We start from the raw sequence: 16,238 nt of genomic DNA, 5'->3' as shown, positions 1-16,238 counted from the left end.
TCTACCTCCTTACCCTCCTGCCCTATGAAGCCTGGGGGCCGTCCTGGTAAGCCTCCTCGCTGGCGGCGGCCACGGGCTCCTCGCCCATGAGCAGGCGTAGCGTATTGTGCAACGTCACGAGCTGCTTGAAGATGTCGTGCTCGGGCCGGATGTTGGGCTCCGTCTGCGGCGACTTCAGGTAGAAGGAGAGCCACTCCTGAATGCCCGACCAGCCGGCGCGTTTGGCCAGGTCCATGAACAGGGCCAGGTCGAGCACCAGCGGCGCGGCCAAAATGGAGTCGCGGCAGAGGAAGTTGATTTTGATCTGCATCGGGTAGCCCATCCAGCCGAAGATGTCGATGTTGTCCCAGCTTTCCTTGTTATCGCCGGCGGGCGGGTAGTAGTTAATGCGCACCTTGTGGTACATATCGCCGTACAGCTCAGGGTTTTCCTCGGGGTGAAACACGCTGTCGAGCACGCTCAGCTTCGATACTTCCTTGGTGCGGAAGTTATCCGGGTCGTCGAGCACCAGGCCGTCGCGGTTGCCCAGAATATTAGTAGAGAACCAGCCCTTCACGCCCAGCGAGCGGGCGCTGAGGCCGGGGGCCACGATGGTTTTCATCAGGGTTTGCCCCGTTTTGAAGTCTTTGCCGGCCACGGGCGTGCTGGTGGTGGCAGCCAGCTCCAGCAGGGCGGGCACGTCCACGGTCAGGTTGGGGGCCCCGTTCACGAACGGCACGCCTTCCTTGAGGGCGGCGTAGGCGTAAATCATGCTCGGGGCGATGTTGGGCGCGTTGTTGCGCAGGCCTTCTTCGAAGGCGGCCAGGGTGCGGTGCGTTTCGGTGGGCTCGTGGTAAATCTCCGTCGAGCCGCACCACACCATCACCAGGCGGCTGCACCCGCGCTCAGCCTTGAAGTTGCGGATGTCGTCAATCACCTGCTGAGCCAGGTCCTCCTTGGTGGTGTAGGTTTTGATGTGCGTGCCGTCGAGGTTCTTCACGTAGTGGCGGTCGAAGGCCGCCTTCATCGGCTTGATGGCCTCCATCTCGGCCCGCACGCCCTTCAGGGTTTTGTAATCCAGCACGCCGGCGTTCAGGGCTGCTTCGTACACGTTGTCCTCGTACACGTCCCAGCCGCCAAACTCGAGGTCATCGAGGGCAGTGAGGGGCGCAAAATCCTTGATTTTGGGGTTGCCGGTCGACGTGCTAAGCTTGCCCATCTGCGTGAGCGAGCCGATGGGCTGCGCGGTGCCTTTGCGCATGGCCAGCACGCCGGCAATAAGGGTAGTGGCCACGGCGCCCATGCCGGGCAGCAGGATGCCTAATTTGCCTTCAGCAGGGGCAAGTGGCCCTTTTGGGTTATTCATTGGAAAAGGGTATGCGGTGGGAATCGGAGGTAAAAAGCGGCGGCGGGGCCCAGCTAAGTGCAGCTAGATTTGGGTAAATTCATACCCCCTTCATTTGCACGGGAAAGGTATAACAAGGAGCGAGCAGAAAGTTATGGCCCTTTGGGGTAGCGCCCCGGCTGCTCGCGCAAAGGGCCGGCAAAGGTCGGTGACGGACAAGGAAGTGATGTGTTTTATGCTAGCCGAAAAAAACGGCCCGGCCCGGAGCACCGTGGCCTGGTCGATGCGGTTGTCTTTGTCTTTTCGCGGGCGGCCCCAGGTCTTCACCATGTTGTCCGTTTTGTCGGCATCGAGCTGCTCGCGCGCCTCAAACAGGAACACTTGGTTGGCAAAATCGGCGCGGTAGGGCCCCAGGGCCGGGTCGTCGGGCACGTGTACCACCCCCGGGTAGGCGTGCGGAATGCCTAGGGCGGCGGCCAGCGGCGGCACCGCCACGGCCGCGTAGGGGTGCGAGGCCGACACCTGGTCCTGTAAAATATCCTTGGCAATGGTGGGCCGCAGCGCGGGCGGCAGGCCCCGCGCCGGGCACTTCTGGAGGGTGCGCAGCACCCACTGCTACCCGGTGGTGTCCTGCATCCGTAGCGACTTGGTTTGCAGGCCGCCGCGCTCCAGAATTTTCAGTCCGCTTTTTTTGGTGGCCAAATGAAACACCCGCATCTTCACCGGGGCCGCCCACTGCCGCCGGCAGTTCTCGCCCAGCAGCCAGCGGTGAACGGCCGTCACGTCGTTGTAAATAGGCTCGATGGCCACCGTAATGCTGCCGGGCCGGGCGGGCACCTGCGCACAAGCCCCGCCCGAAAACCCAACAAGTATTGCGGCGGCTATAGATTTTTTGACAAAAAGTACTTAGCAATTAATTGAACAAAGGTAAAATACTAGCCATAATTAATTTTTGATAAAGAAAACTTGACCACTCGGAATGCGCTTTCTGCCCCCAACTACTCCTCAAATTCTGGCCAGCTGTCTGGTAACCTAAGAAAAAAGGCAGGCCTTTAAATCTTATATATTATTTATAATATATAAGATAAACGAGCGCAAGGTTTGGGCACGGCCCGTTGCGTGTTGCGCCGCAACGCGAGAAACAACCGTGCCGGGGCCCTGCACCCCACTTTTTAGGACAGCACCATTTCCGGTACGTCCTCGTCGGGGCCGGGCACCACCAGCTTGCCGGAAGTGGCGGCCCGAATCTGGGCCACGCTCACGCCCGGGGCCCGCTCGCGCAGCACGAAGCCGTCGGGCGTCACGTCGAGCACGGCCAGCTCGGTCACGATTTTCTTCACGCAGCGCAGGCCGGTAAGGGGCAACGTGCAGGCTGGCAGCAGCTTGCTGGAGCCGTCGCGGGCAACGTGCTGCATGGCCACGATGATGTTTTTGGCCGAGGCCACCAGGTCCATGGCGCCGCCCATGCCCTTCACCATCTTGCCGGGTATCTTCCAATTGGCGATGTCGCCGCTTTCGCTCACCTCCATGGCCCCGAGAATGGTCAGGTCCACGTGCTCGCCCCGGATCATGCCGAACGAGTCGGCCGACGAAAACAGGCTGGAGCCGGGCAGCGTGGTCACGGTCTGCTTGCCGGCGTTGATGAGGTCGGGGTCCACTTCGGCCTCGGTGGGGAAGGGCCCCATGCCGAGTAGCCCGTTCTCAGACTGTAGATCGACGTGGATGCCGGCCGGAATGTAGTTGGCCACCAGCGTTGGAATGCCGATGCCGAGGTTGACGTAGGAACCATCTTTTACTTCCTGCGCAATGCGCCGGGCAATGCCGTGTTTGTCAAGCATGGGGAGAGAGATTTTAATTGAAAGACTTGTTCTTGAATTAGTAAAAGCAGAACGTCATGCCGCGCATTCCGCGCATCAAGCAGAGCAGAAATATCTCTACTGCTCAACTAATTAGGGCTTGCTGCTGCGGGAAAGATTCCTTGCTGCGTGATGTTCTGTTTTGTACAATTTTTTATTCGGTAGCAACTCTAAAGCCCTGGGGGCCCTACTGCGGGGCGTGGCGCTTCAGGATGGCCTCGTATACCAGGCGTTTGAACTTGGCGGGGAGGTCAGCGGCCGTGGTGTTGGGCCACTTTTGGGTGTAGAGCAGGGCCACGATTTTCTCTTTGGGGTCGACCCAGTACGTGGTACCAAAAATGCCGCCCCACTCGTACGAGCCCTCGGTGAGGCCGCTCTGGGCCGCGCCCGCGGCCGTGACGATGCTGAAGCCCAGGCCAAACTTGTTGTCGCCCTGGCGCACGGCCCCCATCTGGTTCTGGGTCATCAGGGCCACGGTCTCGGGCTTGAGGAAGCGGCGGCCGCGGTACTCGCCGCCGTTCAGCAGCATTTGCAGGAATATGGCGTAGTCGTCGATAGTGCTCGACAGGCCCCCGCCGCCCGAAAAGTACGTGCCCGTGGCCTTGGGATAATCGGCCCGCAGGGCCCCCAGCGCCACCAGCGGCACCGTATTTTTCGCCGCGTCTTCGGTGTAGAGGCCCACCAGGCGCGGCTGGAGCACGGCGGGCAGGTAGAAGTAGGTATCCCGCATGCCCAGCGGCTCAAAAATGCGGGCACGCAGGTACTGGTCCAGGGGCTGGCCCGAAAGCACTTCGATGAGCCGGCCCAGCACGTCCACGCTCAGGCCGTAGGTGAACTTTTCGCCTGGCTCGTGCAGCAGCGGCAGGGGCCCCAGCGCGTCGATGGCCGCCGCCAGGGTGCCGCCCGGCGTACCCACCCCACTGGGAATGTGCGCCCTGGCATAAATAGCCCGCGCCTCCTTGCTGCCGATGACCGGGTAGCCGATGCCCGAGGTGTGCGTGAACAGCTGGCGAATAGTGATTTCGCTGCGCGCTGGCACGGTGGTGTAGGTCGAGTCCTTTTCATTGAACGTAGCCAGCACCCGAGGGTGGGCAAAGGCCGGCAGGTACTTCGAGAGCGGGTCGTCGAGCTTGAACCGGCCTTGGTCAAACAGCAGCATAGCCCCTACGCTGGTGATGGCCTTGGTTTGCGAGGCGATGCGCACGATGGCTTCGGACGAGAGCGGCGTGCGCGCGGCCACGTCGTTCAGGCCAAACGCCTGGCGGTAAATGATTTTGCCGTCGCGGGCGATGAAGCCGATGGCCCCTGGCTCGCGCCCCGCGGCCGTGTATTCGCGCAGCAGCTGGTCGATGCGCTGCAAGCCGGCGGCGCTCATACCCACGGCGGCGGGCGAGGCAACTTGCAGCACGGGCGTGCGGCCGGGCTGGGCCAGGGCCCCCAGGCTGCCCAGGGCCAGCAGCAGCGGGAGAAGCAGTTTTTTCATGCGAAAAAGACGATGCTTTAATAACGAATTTGAAAGAACGTCATGCTTCGACTCCGCTGCGCTGCGTTCAGCATGACGTTCCTATTGCTTGACAATCCGCCTTACCCCACCGCCCGCACGGTGCGCTGCTCGATGCGCTTCTCGTAGTGCTGGCCCTCAAAAATGCGCTGCACAAAGATGCCCGGCGTGTGGATTTGATTGGGGTCGAGGGCCCCGGCGGGCACCAGCTCTTCCACTTCGGCCACCGTGATTTTGCCGGCCGTGGCCATCATCGGGTTGAAGTTGCGGGCCGTGCCTTTGTAGATGAGGTTGCCGGCGGTGTCGCCCTTCCAGGCTTTCACGAAGGCAAAATCGGCCGTCAGGCCAGTTTCGAGCAGGTACATTTTGCTGCCGAACTCCCGGCTTTCCTTGCCTTCGCCTACCTCCGTGCCGTAGCCGGCCGGCGTGTAGAAGGCCGGGATGCCCGCCCCGCCGGCGCGGATGCGCTCGGCCAGCGTGCCCTGCGGCACCAGGTCCACTTCCAGCTCGCCGCTCAGCAGCTGGCGCTCAAATTCGGCGTTCTCGCCCACGTAGCTGGCAATCATCTTGCGCACCTGCCGCGTTTGCAGCAGCCGCCCAATGCCGAAGTCGTCCACCCCAGCGTTGTTGCTGATGCAGGTTAAGTCCTTCACGCCCAGGCGTAAAATTTCCTGGATGGAATTTTCGGGGATGCCGCACAGGCCGAAGCCGCCCAGCATCAGGGTCATGCCGTCGGCCAGGCCCTGAAGGGCGGCCTGGGGGCCCTCAACTACTTTATTAATCATGGGCGGGTGGATGCGGCAGAACGCGTAGGGGTGGCGGAACGAGTGGGAGTGGTGGAACGGACGGGCGCCGCCGCCGGCGCGGGCGCCGCCGCAATGGGCGGCACGTAATTAAGTGGCAAAAATTCACCTATTTTCTCAAATCCCCAGTACTCGCCAGCCGACACGTCGAACGGGTTTATCAGCGAGCCGTTGGACTGGATTTCCGCCTCGTGGCCTTGCAGCCGCAGCCGCGACACCTGCCGCAGGGTGGGGTAGGGCTTGGCCGTGGCCCCCAGCGGCGACATGGGCCGGCCGTACTTGGGGTCGGGGGCCTCTCCGAAGTGGGCCACTTGCAGCTCGCCTGTGAAGCGCAAATACACGTGCTGGCCATCGGCCGATACCCGGCGGATGCTGTCGATGGGCAGCGCCTCGGGATACACCGTGGCCGTTACTGGCGCGGCCCGGTTCCACTTGGTCAGCGAGTCCTTCTCGGCCTTGCTGAACTGGCCGTTGGGGCGCTGGGTGAGCAGGGTGCGGCGCAGGCTGTCGGTCAGTTCGAAGCGGTTGTTCACCACCACGCGTACGTGCTGGGTGAGGAAGCCTTCGGCCGCCACGCGGTTATCGTACACGCTTTTCAGGAAGTGGTTGAACGAGCCGTTGTAAGCCGTGGCGCGGTTGGCGGCCCACTGGCGCTGCTGGCGCTCGTCGCGCGGGGTCATTTCCTCAAACACCGGCTCGCCATAAAAGCTCAGTGAGCCGTCCTCGTCGTTGCTGCTGAAGCGCAGGCCGTAATACTTCACGTGGTAGCCCAGGGCGTCGTTGTCAATCTGCACAAACTTGCGCGAGCGGGCCGTCAGGTCCTTGGTCGAGTCGTCGTAGTTCACGATGACGTCCTTGGGGTTCACGATGTGCGACTGATCCGAAAATGCGGTGCGGCCCAGGAATTGGTCCATAAATTTCTGGTAGTCCTTGGGGTCGTTAGGGGTCGATTCGACCACCACTTCGGCCAGCTGGTTGCCGGTGGCAGCCAGCACCAGCGTAATCTGCTGCGGGGTGCTGGTGATGGTGACTACCTGCTTGGCCAGGCGGTAGCCCACGTACGAGCCTACCACGCTGTACGTGCCCGTCGGCACCTTGGCAAACTCAAACCGGCCCAGCTCGTTGGTGGTGACTCCCAGCGTGGTGTTGGCCAGAAATACGCTCGAAAACGCCAGCGGCTCGTGCGTCACCGAGTCCTGCACCACGCCGCTGAGTTTACCCTGGGCCCGGGCCGCACCCAGGGTCCCCAGGCAAAAGCAGCTCACTAAAAATAACCGCAAAATATTCATCATTAAAAGAATAGGTAATAGGTAGGTCGGAAAAGGCACTTTATACTAATAAAGTCGCCATGCTCATCTGGCATCCGCGCAGCTGAAGCACCTCTACCGCGTACTAAATCAATCGGTTAACGACGCGATAGAGATGCTTCGGCTGCGCGGCCGCCAGATGAGCATGACGGTTTACGGTTTACGGTTTAGGTAAAGCAACGCAACAACGACTATGCCAGGGCCGCCCGGGTAGCCTCGGCGTCCAGCGCGAGCTGGGCCTTGAGGGCGTCGAGGCCGTTGTATTTCTCCTCGCCGCGCAGCCAGGCAACGAATTCCAGCGTCAGTAATTGCCCGTACAGGTCGCCGCTGAAATCAAGCAAATTCACCTCAATGGTTTGGGCCAGCCCCGCCCCGACGGTGGGCCGCACCCCGATGCTGAGCATGCCCCGGTGCCGGGTGCCGGCCGCCGTGGTGGCCCACACCGCATAAATGCCCTGGGCCGGTACCAGCTTCAAAGGTTCCGCAACGTGCAGGTTAGCAGTAGGGTAGCCGATGGTGCGGCCCAGCTGCTGGCCCGTTACCACGCGGCCGGTTACGGGGTATTCGTAGCCCAGGTAGCGGGTGGCGGTGGCCACGTCGTGCCCGCGCAGCGCCGCCCGGATGCGGGTGCTGCTCACGCCCACCGCGTCGATGTCGGCCCGCGGAATTTCCTCCACGTCGAAGCCGTAGCGGGCCGCGTGCTGGCTGAGGTAGTCGAAGCCGCCCTCGCGGTTTTTGCCGAAGCGGTGGTCGTAGCCAATCACCAGGTGCCGGGCCCCCACGGTGTCCAGCAGCAGGCGCTGGATGTACTCTTCTGACGTCCACTGCGCAAATTCGCGGGTGAAGGGCACAATCAGCAGGTAGTCGACGCCGAACGCCGCCAGCCGGGCAATGCGCTCGTCTAAGGTGTTGAGCAGCTGCAACTCCAGTAGCTCGGGGTGCGAGGGTGGGGGCCCCAGCACCAGGCGCGGGTGGGGCCAGTAGGTGATGACCACCGCCGGCCCACCGGCCGCATCGGCCGCCTCGCGCAGCCGCGCCAGAATGCGCTGGTGCCCGCGGTGCACCCCGTCGAAGGTGCCGCTTGTGACGACGGCATTTTGCAAGCGGGGAAAGTCGGCGGGGTCGCGGATAACGAGCATAGGAACCGGGCGGCGTGGTAACGAAGCTGCAAAATTCGCCCGCAATCGGCAATGCGCCGCGTTTTTTTACGCGGGGCTACTCGGTCCCTTCAGTAGGGGCCCCGGCGGCTTGCTGGGCGGCGTAAAAATCGAGGCCGGCGCGGGCCGGGCGGGGGCCCCCGCGGCGGGGGCGCGCCTCGCTGGCGGGGCCCTCGGGGCGGGGCGGGGCCAGGGCCTGCACGTCGGCCAGCGTGAGGGCGTCCTCCACCCGATACGCGCCGATGCGGGTGCGCCGCAGCCCCGTGAGGTGGGCCCCCGCGCCCAGGGCAGCGCCCAGGTCGCGGGCCAGGCTGCGAATGTAGGTCCCCTTCGAGCATACTACTCGGAAATCCACTTCGGGCAGCGCAATGCGCGTTAGCTCGAATGTTTTGATGGTGACGGTCTTGGCCTTGATTTCGGCCGTCTGGCCCTTGCGGGCCAGCTCGTAGGCGCGCTGGCCGTCAATCTTCACGGCCGAATACAGCGGCGGCGTTTGCTGGATTTCGCCCACAAACTGCGCGGCGGCGGCCTGGATGTCGGCGTCGGTGAGGTGGGCGTAGGGGCCCTCGGCGTCCACGGCGGTTTCAAGGTCGAAGCTGGGCGTGGTTTGGCCGAGGCGAAAGGTGCCGGTGTACTCCTTTTCCTGCGCCTGAATCTGGTCGATCTCCTTGGTTTTCTTGCCCGTGCAGAGGATGAGCAGGCCGGTGGCCAGGGGGTCGAGGGTGCCGGCGTGGCCGACTTTGCGGATGCGCAGCGCGTTTTTCAGCTTGCGCACGCCGTCGAACGACGACCAGGTGAGGGGTTTATCGAAGAGCAGGACGACCCCTTCTTCTAAGCTGTTAGCTGATATTTCTATGCCATCAGCTGATAGCTGCTGGCTGTTAGCTTTTTCAAAGTCGTTCTTCATCGCTCTCCTTTCAAGAATAAAAAAAGCCGTTAGCCAACAGCTGTTACACCCACCGCGCAGTAGGGTGCGGGGCTTGCCCCCGCCCTCCGCTGAACGGAATCGTTAAAACGGTGCGAACGACGGGCGGGGGCAAGCCCCGCACCCTACCAACTCATTTTCGCAAACCACCTCGTGAGGAGTCTAGCTAACAGCTAAAAAAATTATACCAGTTGCAGGTTCACGCCCAGGCTAATGAGCAGCAGCAGCAGTCCGCCCACGATGATGCGGTAGATGCCAAAAGCGCGGAAGCCGTACTTCGCCACGAAGCCCACGAACAGCCGGATGGCCAGCAGCGCCACCACGAAGGCCACCACGTTGCCCAGTACCAACAGCTTGATTTCCTGACCCGAAAAGAGGTGGCTGAGGCTGACGCCGTGCGTTTTGGCTTCCTTATAAAAATCGTATAAATCCTTCGCCGCCGCCGCCGCCATGGTGGGCATGGCCAGGAAAAACGCAAACTCGGCCGCCGCACGGCGCGTCAGCTTCTGCGTGAGGCCCCCGATGATGGTGGCCGCCGAGCGGCTCACGCCCGGCACTACGGCCAGGCACTGAAACAGGCCAATAACAAAGGCTTCCTTCCAGCTCGGGTTGGTGACGGGGTGGCCGCCCTTCTGCGAGTCTTCCTGCGGAAACCACTTGTCCACGAACAGCAGCACTACGCCGCCGAGCAGCAGCATGGCCCCCACAGTCGTCACGGATTCGAGCAGCGCGTCGATGTGCTTTTTCAGCAGCAGCCCCACCACCACGATGGGCAAAAAGGCCACCAACAGCTTGAAGTAGAAGTCGAAGCTCTGGAAAAACCGCTTCCAGTACACCACCAGCACCGACAGGATGGCCCCCAACTGAATGACCACCAGGTAGAGCTTGGTAAACGGCGTCATCTGGATGCCCAGCAGGGCCGAGGCGATGATCATGTGCCCGGTGCTCGACACGGGCAAAAACTCGGTGATGCCCTCCACAATGGCGAGGAGCAGGGCGTGCCAGTAAGTCATTCTTTAGTTGTCAGTTATCAGGGTGCAGTTAACAGTTATCAGTGAGTAGTTATCAATTAGCGCGGGTCGCTGACAACCACTGTTATACTCGTCACGAAGTGGTTTGCGAAAAAGCGGTAGGGTGCGGGGCTTGCCCCCGCCCGTCGTTCGCACCGTTTTAACGATTCCGTTCAGCGGCGGGCGGGGGCAAGCCCCGCACCCTACTTCGTGGTGAGTATAACTGCTCACTGAAAGCTGTTAGCTGATTTAGAGGCGCTTGTAGGTGGGCTTGGCGGCCGGCGCGGGACTAGGAGCGGGCGCTGCCGGGGCCCCCGCCGGAGCGGTGGGGGTAAGGGTGAAGGCGGTGGGCGCGGGCGGCGCGTCGCCGCGGCTCACCACGGCCGAGTCGTCGCGCACCAGAATGGCGGCAAATTCCACCAAGAAGCCGGCGATGAGCAGCAGGGGCCCCAGGGTGATGCCCACGAAGTCTTCGCCATAGTTGTTCTTGTCGCCAAACATCATCGTGACGAAGCCCACGGCGAGGATCACCAAGCCGATGCCCATGAGGCGGTAGTTGCGGGGGCCGAAAGCAAATCGTTGCATAAGAGCGGGTTAGTACAGGTCGTCGAGCGACCCTTTGAGGTATTTATTAACGGCCCAGTAGGCGCTGAAAAAGCCGATGACCACGCCCAGGCCCACCACGGCCAGCAGTAGGGCCCCGATGAGCACGTCGTCGCGCAGCTGGCGCAGCGGCACCACTTCGAGGTAGGCGTATTGCAGCAGCGCCACCAGCGCCAGCGCCGCCAGCCCGCCGCTGGCAAAGCCCTGCCAGGTGGCGCGCCGCAGGAAGGGGCCCCGGATAAAGAACCGCGTGGCGCCCACCAGTTGCATAGAGCGGATGAGAAAGCGCTGCGAAAAAATGGCCAGCTTAATAGTGTTATTAATCAACACCACCACGGCTCCCACCAGCACCGCCGCGAAGCCCAGCAGCACGAGGCTGATTTGCGTGAGGTTGGCGTTGATGCTGGCGAACAAGTCGCGCGGGTACTGCACCTCGAACACGCCGCGCTGGGCCCGCAGGCCGCGCTGGAGCTGCCCCAGGTGCAGCGTATCGGTATATTCGGGCCTGATTTTGAGGGCATAAGCATCGCGCAGCGGGTTATCGTCGAGGAACTGGCGGAAGTCTTCGCCGGTGCTTTGCAGCAGCTGCCGGGCCCCATCCTCCTTGCTGATGAAGCGGATGGCGGGGCGGCCACCCTGCTCTGCCACGCCGGGCTGGCGGCCCAGGTCCTGCTGCAAGCGCAGTAGCTCGGTTTCGGGCAGGTTGCGCTCCAGGTACACCTGTACTTCCAGGTTTTCGCGCACGGCCTCGCTCAGCTTATGGGCGTGCAGCAGCAGCAGGCCAAACAGGCCCACCACCACCAGGGCCAGCGTGATGCTGAACACCACCAGAAACGTGGGGTAGGAGCCGAGTTTTTTCTTCTGAACGGGGGGCATGGGCCGCAAAGGTAGGCTTTGGGGTAGTTATCAGTTAGCAGTGAACAAACGGGTCGTCATGCTCATCTGGCGTCTACGTAGCGAAGCATCTCTACTGCTCAACTATTCCAATCAATTGGCTCGCTCAGCGGGAGAGATGCTTCACTGCGTGGACGCCAGATGAGCATGACGGCTTGGGGGTTCCGATTGACGGCTTACAGCGCAGTGCGGGGGTCGTTTTCCACGCTCAGCACCTGCTTGCTTTCGCGGGCCCGCTGGGTATTGCGCTCGCTGGCCCGCGGGTTTTTGCGGCTGAACAGCTCCCCGAACGAGTCGAACTGCTCGGTGTGGAGTAGCGAGAGGCCGGCGCGGGGCTGGTTGATGGTTTCCAGGTCGCGGGGCGTGGTTTCGTAGCGCAGCTTGGCGCGGAACTTCCCGTCGGGCCGCAGGTAATACTCCAGGCTCAGGTCGCCGAGTAGCGAGGCCTGGCCCGACGAGTTGGCCAGCGCGCTGCTGGTGTTGCCTGGCGTGGCCAGGCCGGCATTGCTCGTGAAGCCGCCCTCGCGCGTCACGCGCAGGCGGCCCCCCAGCAGCGAGTAGCTCAGGCGCACTTGCAGGGCCTGGAGCTGGTCGGCGGTGAGGCCGTTGATGTTGAAGTCGATTTCCAGGTTCTGGTCAATCTGCGAGGTCAGCAGCCCGAGCTGGGTGCTCAAAATCTGGCCCAGCGAGTTCTGCACCGTATTGTCCTGGCCCCGGATGGATAGCTGCGTAAACGCGCCGATTGGAGCCAGCTGCTTGAAAACCAGCAGGCTAAAAACCTGTCGGTTCAGCTCCTGCTCGTCGTTGCGCAGCGAGGTGGTAAAAGAGGCCAAATCGCCCTGCAAGGTACCCGGCGCGTCGTTGAACTCCAGCCCCAGCTTGATGGCCGGCAGCAGCAGGGGCCCCGTCAGCGTCATCACGGCCGTGACCGGTACCACGGCGGCGGCGTTGGAGCTACCGCCCAGCACCGGGGCCAGCGAGGTGCGCTGGGTGTAGGTAGCCGTCACGTTCATTTCGCCGGCCAGCGGGTCGCCGTTCCAGGAAATGACGCCGCCCGGCCGCACCACGAACTCCTTGTTCACCAGGCCCTGCAAGGTGAAGTTGTAGGCCCCCCGGACAATCTCCACCTGGCCGTACATATTGAAGTCGCCGCGCGTGTCGATGTTCAGGCGTAACTGCCCGGTCGCCGTGCCGCGAATCACGTCGCCGGTGCTCTCGTCGAGCAAAATCTCCAGGTAGGCGTCCGGCGTCACGGTCAGGTTAAAGTCGAGCTTGATACCCGACAGGTCCACTTTATCGGTGGCCGCAATCGGTATTTTCTTGGTCCGCACCGTATCGGCCACGTTGTGGTTGACGAACTTGATGTAGCTGGCTTTCTCGGCTTTAGCAGCGTTGTCGAGGGGTAGCGAGAGGCGAGTGCCGGCCTCGCTCGTGGCCTGCACTACGATGGAAAGGTCGTCGGTGGGCCCCGTCACGCGGGCCGTGCCGGTGGCGTAGGCCGTGCCGAAGTACAGGTCGTTGTCTCTACGGGTGGTGTTCAGCACCTGCATCTTGCGGAAGTTGGCCGCAATGTTCAGGCGCATGTCCTGGAACTGGTGGTGGGTAATCACGCCGTCTACCACGCCCTGGTTGCCCAGCGGGTCGCGCAGTTTGATTTCGTGGAACGAGATGTCGTTCAGCGTGAAGCTGATGCGGTCGGCAAAGGTGTACGTGGTGCCCAGATAGCCAAAGGTGAAGCGGCCGTTGCTCACGTCCACGGCGCCCACCAGGTTGGGGGCCCCAAACTGGCCCGTAAGCCAGAGCGTGCCGCGCCCGGTGCCGCTCAGGTCGCGCATCAGCGAGCCCAGAAAGGGCTGGGCCAGCACCACCGGCGCGTCGTTTAGCGTGCCCGTCAGGTTGAGCTGCTGATCGGCGCTGCCCGGGGCCACGTAGCCGCCCACCGTCAGCACCGACTGCCCTTCGCGGGCCACATCCAGGTCTACGCCCAGGCGGCCGAGGCGGTCGTCCCAGGCCCCCGTGCCCTTCACCTGCCCAATCAGCGTGCCCTGGTAGGTGAGGGTGTCCACGGCCAGGGTAGTGCTCAGGGCCAGGGGCCCGTACACGCCGCGCACCGTGCCCGTCGCGTTCATGCGGCCCCCCAGCTTTTGGGAAGAGAGGCCGTTGAGGGTGGCCAGCTGAAAGTCGCGGATGGTGAGCTGCAAGGGCGGCTTGCTGGCATCGGGCGAGATGAAGCCCTGGGCCCCAATGAATTGAGAGCCGTTGCTCAGCGTCAGATTCTTCACGTCGAAGGCCCGGCCGTAGTCCGAAATCCGCACCGAGTTATCGGCCGCAATGGTCCACTCCTTGTCCAGGATGTGCACGCCCGATTGGCGGAATACCACCTCCACCGCCCGCGGCAAAAAGGCCAGCGAGCCGTTGATGGCCGCCCGGTTGGTGGTGCCGGTCTGGGCCAGCGAGGTCGAGAAGTTAATTTTCTGCTGGTCCCACACGCCTTCCAGTACGAAGCCGTTGGTGGACCCCAGCGTGGGCAGCTCCTGCCGGGCCGACGTGACGCTGGCCTGGGCAAGCACTTCGGGCCTGTATGGCAGTTTGGAGGTGGTAAAGTCCAGGTTGTTATCCACCGTGAACACCGGGCCGTAGCGCAGGCTGTCGAGGTGGCCCCCAAACTGGAAAATCGACGTTTCGCCACTGCGGAACGAGCCGTCGAACCGGCTGCCGTCGGCCACCGCCAGCTCGGGCATAAATAGCTGAATCACGGGGTTGGCGCGCTTCAGCTTCACCAGAAAATTGACCTCGTAGGTGGCCAGCGGGCGCTGGCGCTTGCGCTGGTAGTAGGCCGCCGTGGCCGCGGCGTTGCTCTCAAAGTTGAGGCGGTACTCGGCCACCAGCGTTTGAATATCCTGTACCACGGCCGCGGTGCTGAACGTGCCGGCCGCGCTGGCGTTCAGCGCCTCCGAGCGCAGGCTCACCTGCCGCTCATTGCTACGGGAGCGGGTGCTCACCACATCCAAGGTGTCCAGGGCCAGGCGGCGGCCGTTGAGGGTGAAGCGCGAGTGGCGCAGGTAGGCGTGGCCCAGCAGCGAGTCGAGCTGCACGCCCCGTATCTGCACGTCGGCGGTGGTGGCCACCACCAGCGGCGTGCCCAGCAGGCCCAGGGCCCCCAGGTCGGCGCGCGCCACTTTGGCCCGCACGCTGATGTCCTGGTGGGCGCGGTCGAGGTCGATGCGGCCGTCGGCCGTCAGGCGCAAATTGGGGTCGTCGGCGCTGATGTGGCCGGCAAAGGCGCGGTCCTGGAAGTTGCCGTTCAGCGTCAGGTTGCGGTAGCGGTAGCCGTTCAGCCACACGCGGGCCACGGTGGCCTGGGCGTGGCCCCGGGCAATGGGCGGCACAAAGCCCACGCCACTCACCTGCCCGTCCACGGTCACGTCCCGAATCACGTCCTGGTTGCCGATGAACTTGCCGAGCTGGAAATCCGTCGAGCGCACGTGGCCCGAGTAGGCGGCGTGCGAGAAATCGGTTTTCGTCTTAAGGTTCAGGTCGGTGGCCACCTGGCCCAGGGCCGTATTAAAGGAAGCATCGGCCACAAAGTCGTTGTAAAAGCCCAGGAACTGCCCATTGAGCTGCACTCGGCCCAGGCGCTGCACCAGGGTGTTAGCGTCCTTCGGAAGCCAGTGGGCCAGGTCGCTGGTCAGCACCTGCGAGGGCAGCAAGCGCAAATCAAGGAAGCTCTCCTTATAGCGGGGCAGGTTGGTGGCGGCGGCGCGGCGGGCCACCAGGTGGGTACCGCGGCCGTAGCGCACGTCAAGGTTGGCAATTTTGAAGTCGCGCACGTAGCCCGTGGCGTCGCCCGACAGGATAACGGACTCGTTGAGCGTGGCTAGGGCGGGGGCAAACTTAGCAATGTCGCTCGAAAAAACCTGGGCCCTATGCAGCCGCGTGGTCACCTTCATCGAATCGTTGAAGTCCGCAAAATTGCCAAACACCCGGTAGTCAAACCGCAGGTAATCCGATAATTGGCTACGGCCCACAGCCAGGCGCAAGCCGTCGAACTGCCAGAAGTGGGGCCCGTAGTGCATCAGCGCGGTCAGTTCGCGCAGGTGGGTTTGGGAAGGGGTTTCCACGGCCCGCAGGCCCCGGATTTGCAGCGCCAGCGTATCGCCCAGCCGCAGCTGCGAAATGTCGGCATAGATGCTGTCGACCTGCATGTGGGCGTAGTCTACGCTGCGGCCGTAATGGGGCTGGCGCGGCTCGTCGGCCTTGTCCAGGATGAACTGCCCGTTGCGCAGGCCGATGGTGGCAATCCGAAAGTCGAACGGCGCCGATTTCGTGCTGTCGCCGGGGCCCGTGAGCCGGCGCACGGCGGATAGGAATTGGCTGAGCGTGGTGGTGTCGGGCTGGCCGGGCAGGTTGCGCAGCGCAAAGCGCGGCTCGTTGAGAATCAGCTGGCCCACGTGCAGGTGGCGCGGGTCGAACACCGAAAACAGGGCAATGTCGGCGTCGGCCTCGCCAATGCTGAACAGCTCTGAGCCGCGGCGGTCCAGCACCCGCACGCCCTCCAGCACCACCCGCGAAAACGGCCGGATGTCTACCCGCCCGATTTCCACCCGCTGGCCCAGCTTCTCGCTGAGAATAGTTGTGATACGGTGCGCCACCCGCGTTTGCACCGAGGGCACGCGCAGCGCCAGCAGGGCCCCCAGCAGCAGCAGCACGGCCAGGCCCACGAGGCCCAGCAGCAGCTTCAAAACGAGGGAAAGAACGCGACGCACCGGAGAGTTAAGCGAATGAATGGGGCCTGAGGAACGGGCAAAGTTGCGGCTTTTTAGCGGCTTGCCCCGGGGCCCTGGCCCGGCAAACGGCC

Annotated in this window: 13 protein-coding genes; all 13 read right to left on the bottom strand. The window is 63.1% G+C overall.

Going from position 1 to position 16,238, the window contains the following annotated elements; all coding sequences use genetic code 11:
• Window positions 1–22: 22 nt before the first annotated feature.
• Window positions 23–1,345 (bottom strand): inositol-3-phosphate synthase, encoded by a 1,323-nt coding sequence (locus DDQ68_RS10505; protein WP_109656256.1) that lies wholly within the window; start codon window positions 1,343–1,345, stop codon window positions 23–25.
• 90 nt (window positions 1,346–1,435) lie between these two features.
• Window positions 1,436–1,933 (bottom strand): hypothetical protein, encoded by a 498-nt coding sequence (locus tag DDQ68_RS10500; protein WP_109656255.1) that lies wholly within the window; start codon window positions 1,931–1,933, stop codon window positions 1,436–1,438.
• 6 nt (window positions 1,934–1,939) lie between these two features.
• Entirely contained in the window at window positions 1,940–2,161 is a 222-nt protein-coding gene (locus DDQ68_RS10495) for a hypothetical protein (RefSeq protein ID WP_109656254.1), read from the bottom strand.
• Window positions 2,162–2,496: 335 nt separating this feature from the next.
• Entirely contained in the window at window positions 2,497–3,162 is a 666-nt protein-coding gene (locus tag DDQ68_RS10490; RefSeq protein ID WP_109656253.1) for a CoA transferase subunit B, read from the bottom strand.
• 205 nt (window positions 3,163–3,367) lie between these two features.
• Entirely contained in the window at window positions 3,368–4,663 is a 1,296-nt protein-coding gene (locus DDQ68_RS10485) for a serine hydrolase domain-containing protein (protein WP_109656252.1), read from the bottom strand.
• A gap of 101 nt (window positions 4,664–4,764) precedes the next feature.
• Window positions 4,765–5,466 (bottom strand): CoA transferase subunit A, encoded by a 702-nt coding sequence (locus DDQ68_RS10480; protein WP_109656251.1) that lies wholly within the window; start codon window positions 5,464–5,466, stop codon window positions 4,765–4,767.
• Complete coding sequence (locus DDQ68_RS10475; RefSeq protein WP_109656250.1) at window positions 5,463–6,776, bottom strand: carboxypeptidase-like regulatory domain-containing protein; 1,314 nt, start codon at window positions 6,774–6,776, stop codon at window positions 5,463–5,465. The genes DDQ68_RS10480 and DDQ68_RS10475 overlap by 4 nt, the downstream gene beginning before the upstream one ends.
• A gap of 206 nt (window positions 6,777–6,982) precedes the next feature.
• Window positions 6,983–7,930 (bottom strand): bifunctional riboflavin kinase/FAD synthetase, encoded by a 948-nt coding sequence (locus tag DDQ68_RS10470; RefSeq protein ID WP_109656249.1) that lies wholly within the window; start codon window positions 7,928–7,930, stop codon window positions 6,983–6,985.
• 76 nt (window positions 7,931–8,006) lie between these two features.
• On the bottom strand, window positions 8,007–8,855 hold the full coding sequence (truB, locus tag DDQ68_RS10465; RefSeq protein ID WP_109656248.1) for a tRNA pseudouridine(55) synthase TruB: 849 nt from the start codon (window positions 8,853–8,855) through the stop codon (window positions 8,007–8,009).
• 200 nt (window positions 8,856–9,055) lie between these two features.
• Window positions 9,056–9,886, bottom strand: a complete 831-nt coding sequence (locus DDQ68_RS10460) for an undecaprenyl-diphosphate phosphatase (protein ID WP_109656247.1) — start codon at window positions 9,884–9,886, stop codon at window positions 9,056–9,058.
• Window positions 9,887–10,132: 246 nt separating this feature from the next.
• A complete protein-coding gene (locus tag DDQ68_RS10455) occupies window positions 10,133–10,468 on the bottom strand; it encodes a DUF3098 domain-containing protein (RefSeq protein ID WP_109656246.1) in 336 nt (111 codons plus the stop codon).
• Window positions 10,469–10,477: 9 nt separating this feature from the next.
• Window positions 10,478–11,362, bottom strand: a complete 885-nt coding sequence (locus DDQ68_RS10450; RefSeq protein ID WP_109656245.1) for a cell division protein FtsX — start codon at window positions 11,360–11,362, stop codon at window positions 10,478–10,480.
• Between the two features lie 194 nt (window positions 11,363–11,556).
• Window positions 11,557–16,122 (bottom strand): translocation/assembly module TamB domain-containing protein, encoded by a 4,566-nt coding sequence (locus tag DDQ68_RS10445; RefSeq protein ID WP_109656244.1) that lies wholly within the window; start codon window positions 16,120–16,122, stop codon window positions 11,557–11,559.
• Window positions 16,123–16,238 lie beyond the last annotated feature (116 nt).

The organism is Hymenobacter nivis, assembly GCF_003149515.1.
In the GTDB taxonomy this organism is placed as follows: Bacteria; Bacteroidota; Bacteroidia; order Cytophagales; family Hymenobacteraceae; genus Hymenobacter; species Hymenobacter nivis.
This window is presented reverse-complemented; position numbering and strand designations above follow the sequence as displayed.

What these genes read in the sequence shown, in the direction of transcription:
- DDQ68_RS10450 (WP_109656245.1), bottom strand. Translation starts at nt 11,362, where the DNA reads ATGCCCCCCGTTCAGAAGAAAAAACTCGGCTCCTACCCCACGTTTCTG.
- DDQ68_RS10475 (WP_109656250.1), bottom strand. Translation starts at nt 6,776, where the DNA reads ATGATGAATATTTTGCGGTTATTTTTAGTGAGCTGCTTTTGCCTGGGG.
- DDQ68_RS10460 (WP_109656247.1), bottom strand. Translation starts at nt 9,886, where the DNA reads ATGACTTACTGGCACGCCCTGCTCCTCGCCATTGTGGAGGGCATCACC.
- DDQ68_RS10470 (WP_109656249.1), bottom strand. Translation starts at nt 7,930, where the DNA reads ATGCTCGTTATCCGCGACCCCGCCGACTTTCCCCGCTTGCAAAATGCC.
- DDQ68_RS10490 (WP_109656253.1), bottom strand. Translation starts at nt 3,162, where the DNA reads ATGCTTGACAAACACGGCATTGCCCGGCGCATTGCGCAGGAAGTAAAA.
- DDQ68_RS10505 (WP_109656256.1), bottom strand. Translation starts at nt 1,345, where the DNA reads ATGAATAACCCAAAAGGGCCACTTGCCCCTGCTGAAGGCAAATTAGGC.
- DDQ68_RS10480 (WP_109656251.1), bottom strand. Translation starts at nt 5,466, where the DNA reads ATGATTAATAAAGTAGTTGAGGGCCCCCAGGCCGCCCTTCAGGGCCTG.
- truB (WP_109656248.1), bottom strand. Translation starts at nt 8,855, where the DNA reads ATGAAGAACGACTTTGAAAAAGCTAACAGCCAGCAGCTATCAGCTGAT.
- DDQ68_RS10485 (WP_109656252.1), bottom strand. Translation starts at nt 4,663, where the DNA reads ATGAAAAAACTGCTTCTCCCGCTGCTGCTGGCCCTGGGCAGCCTGGGG.
- DDQ68_RS10455 (WP_109656246.1), bottom strand. Translation starts at nt 10,468, where the DNA reads ATGCAACGATTTGCTTTCGGCCCCCGCAACTACCGCCTCATGGGCATC.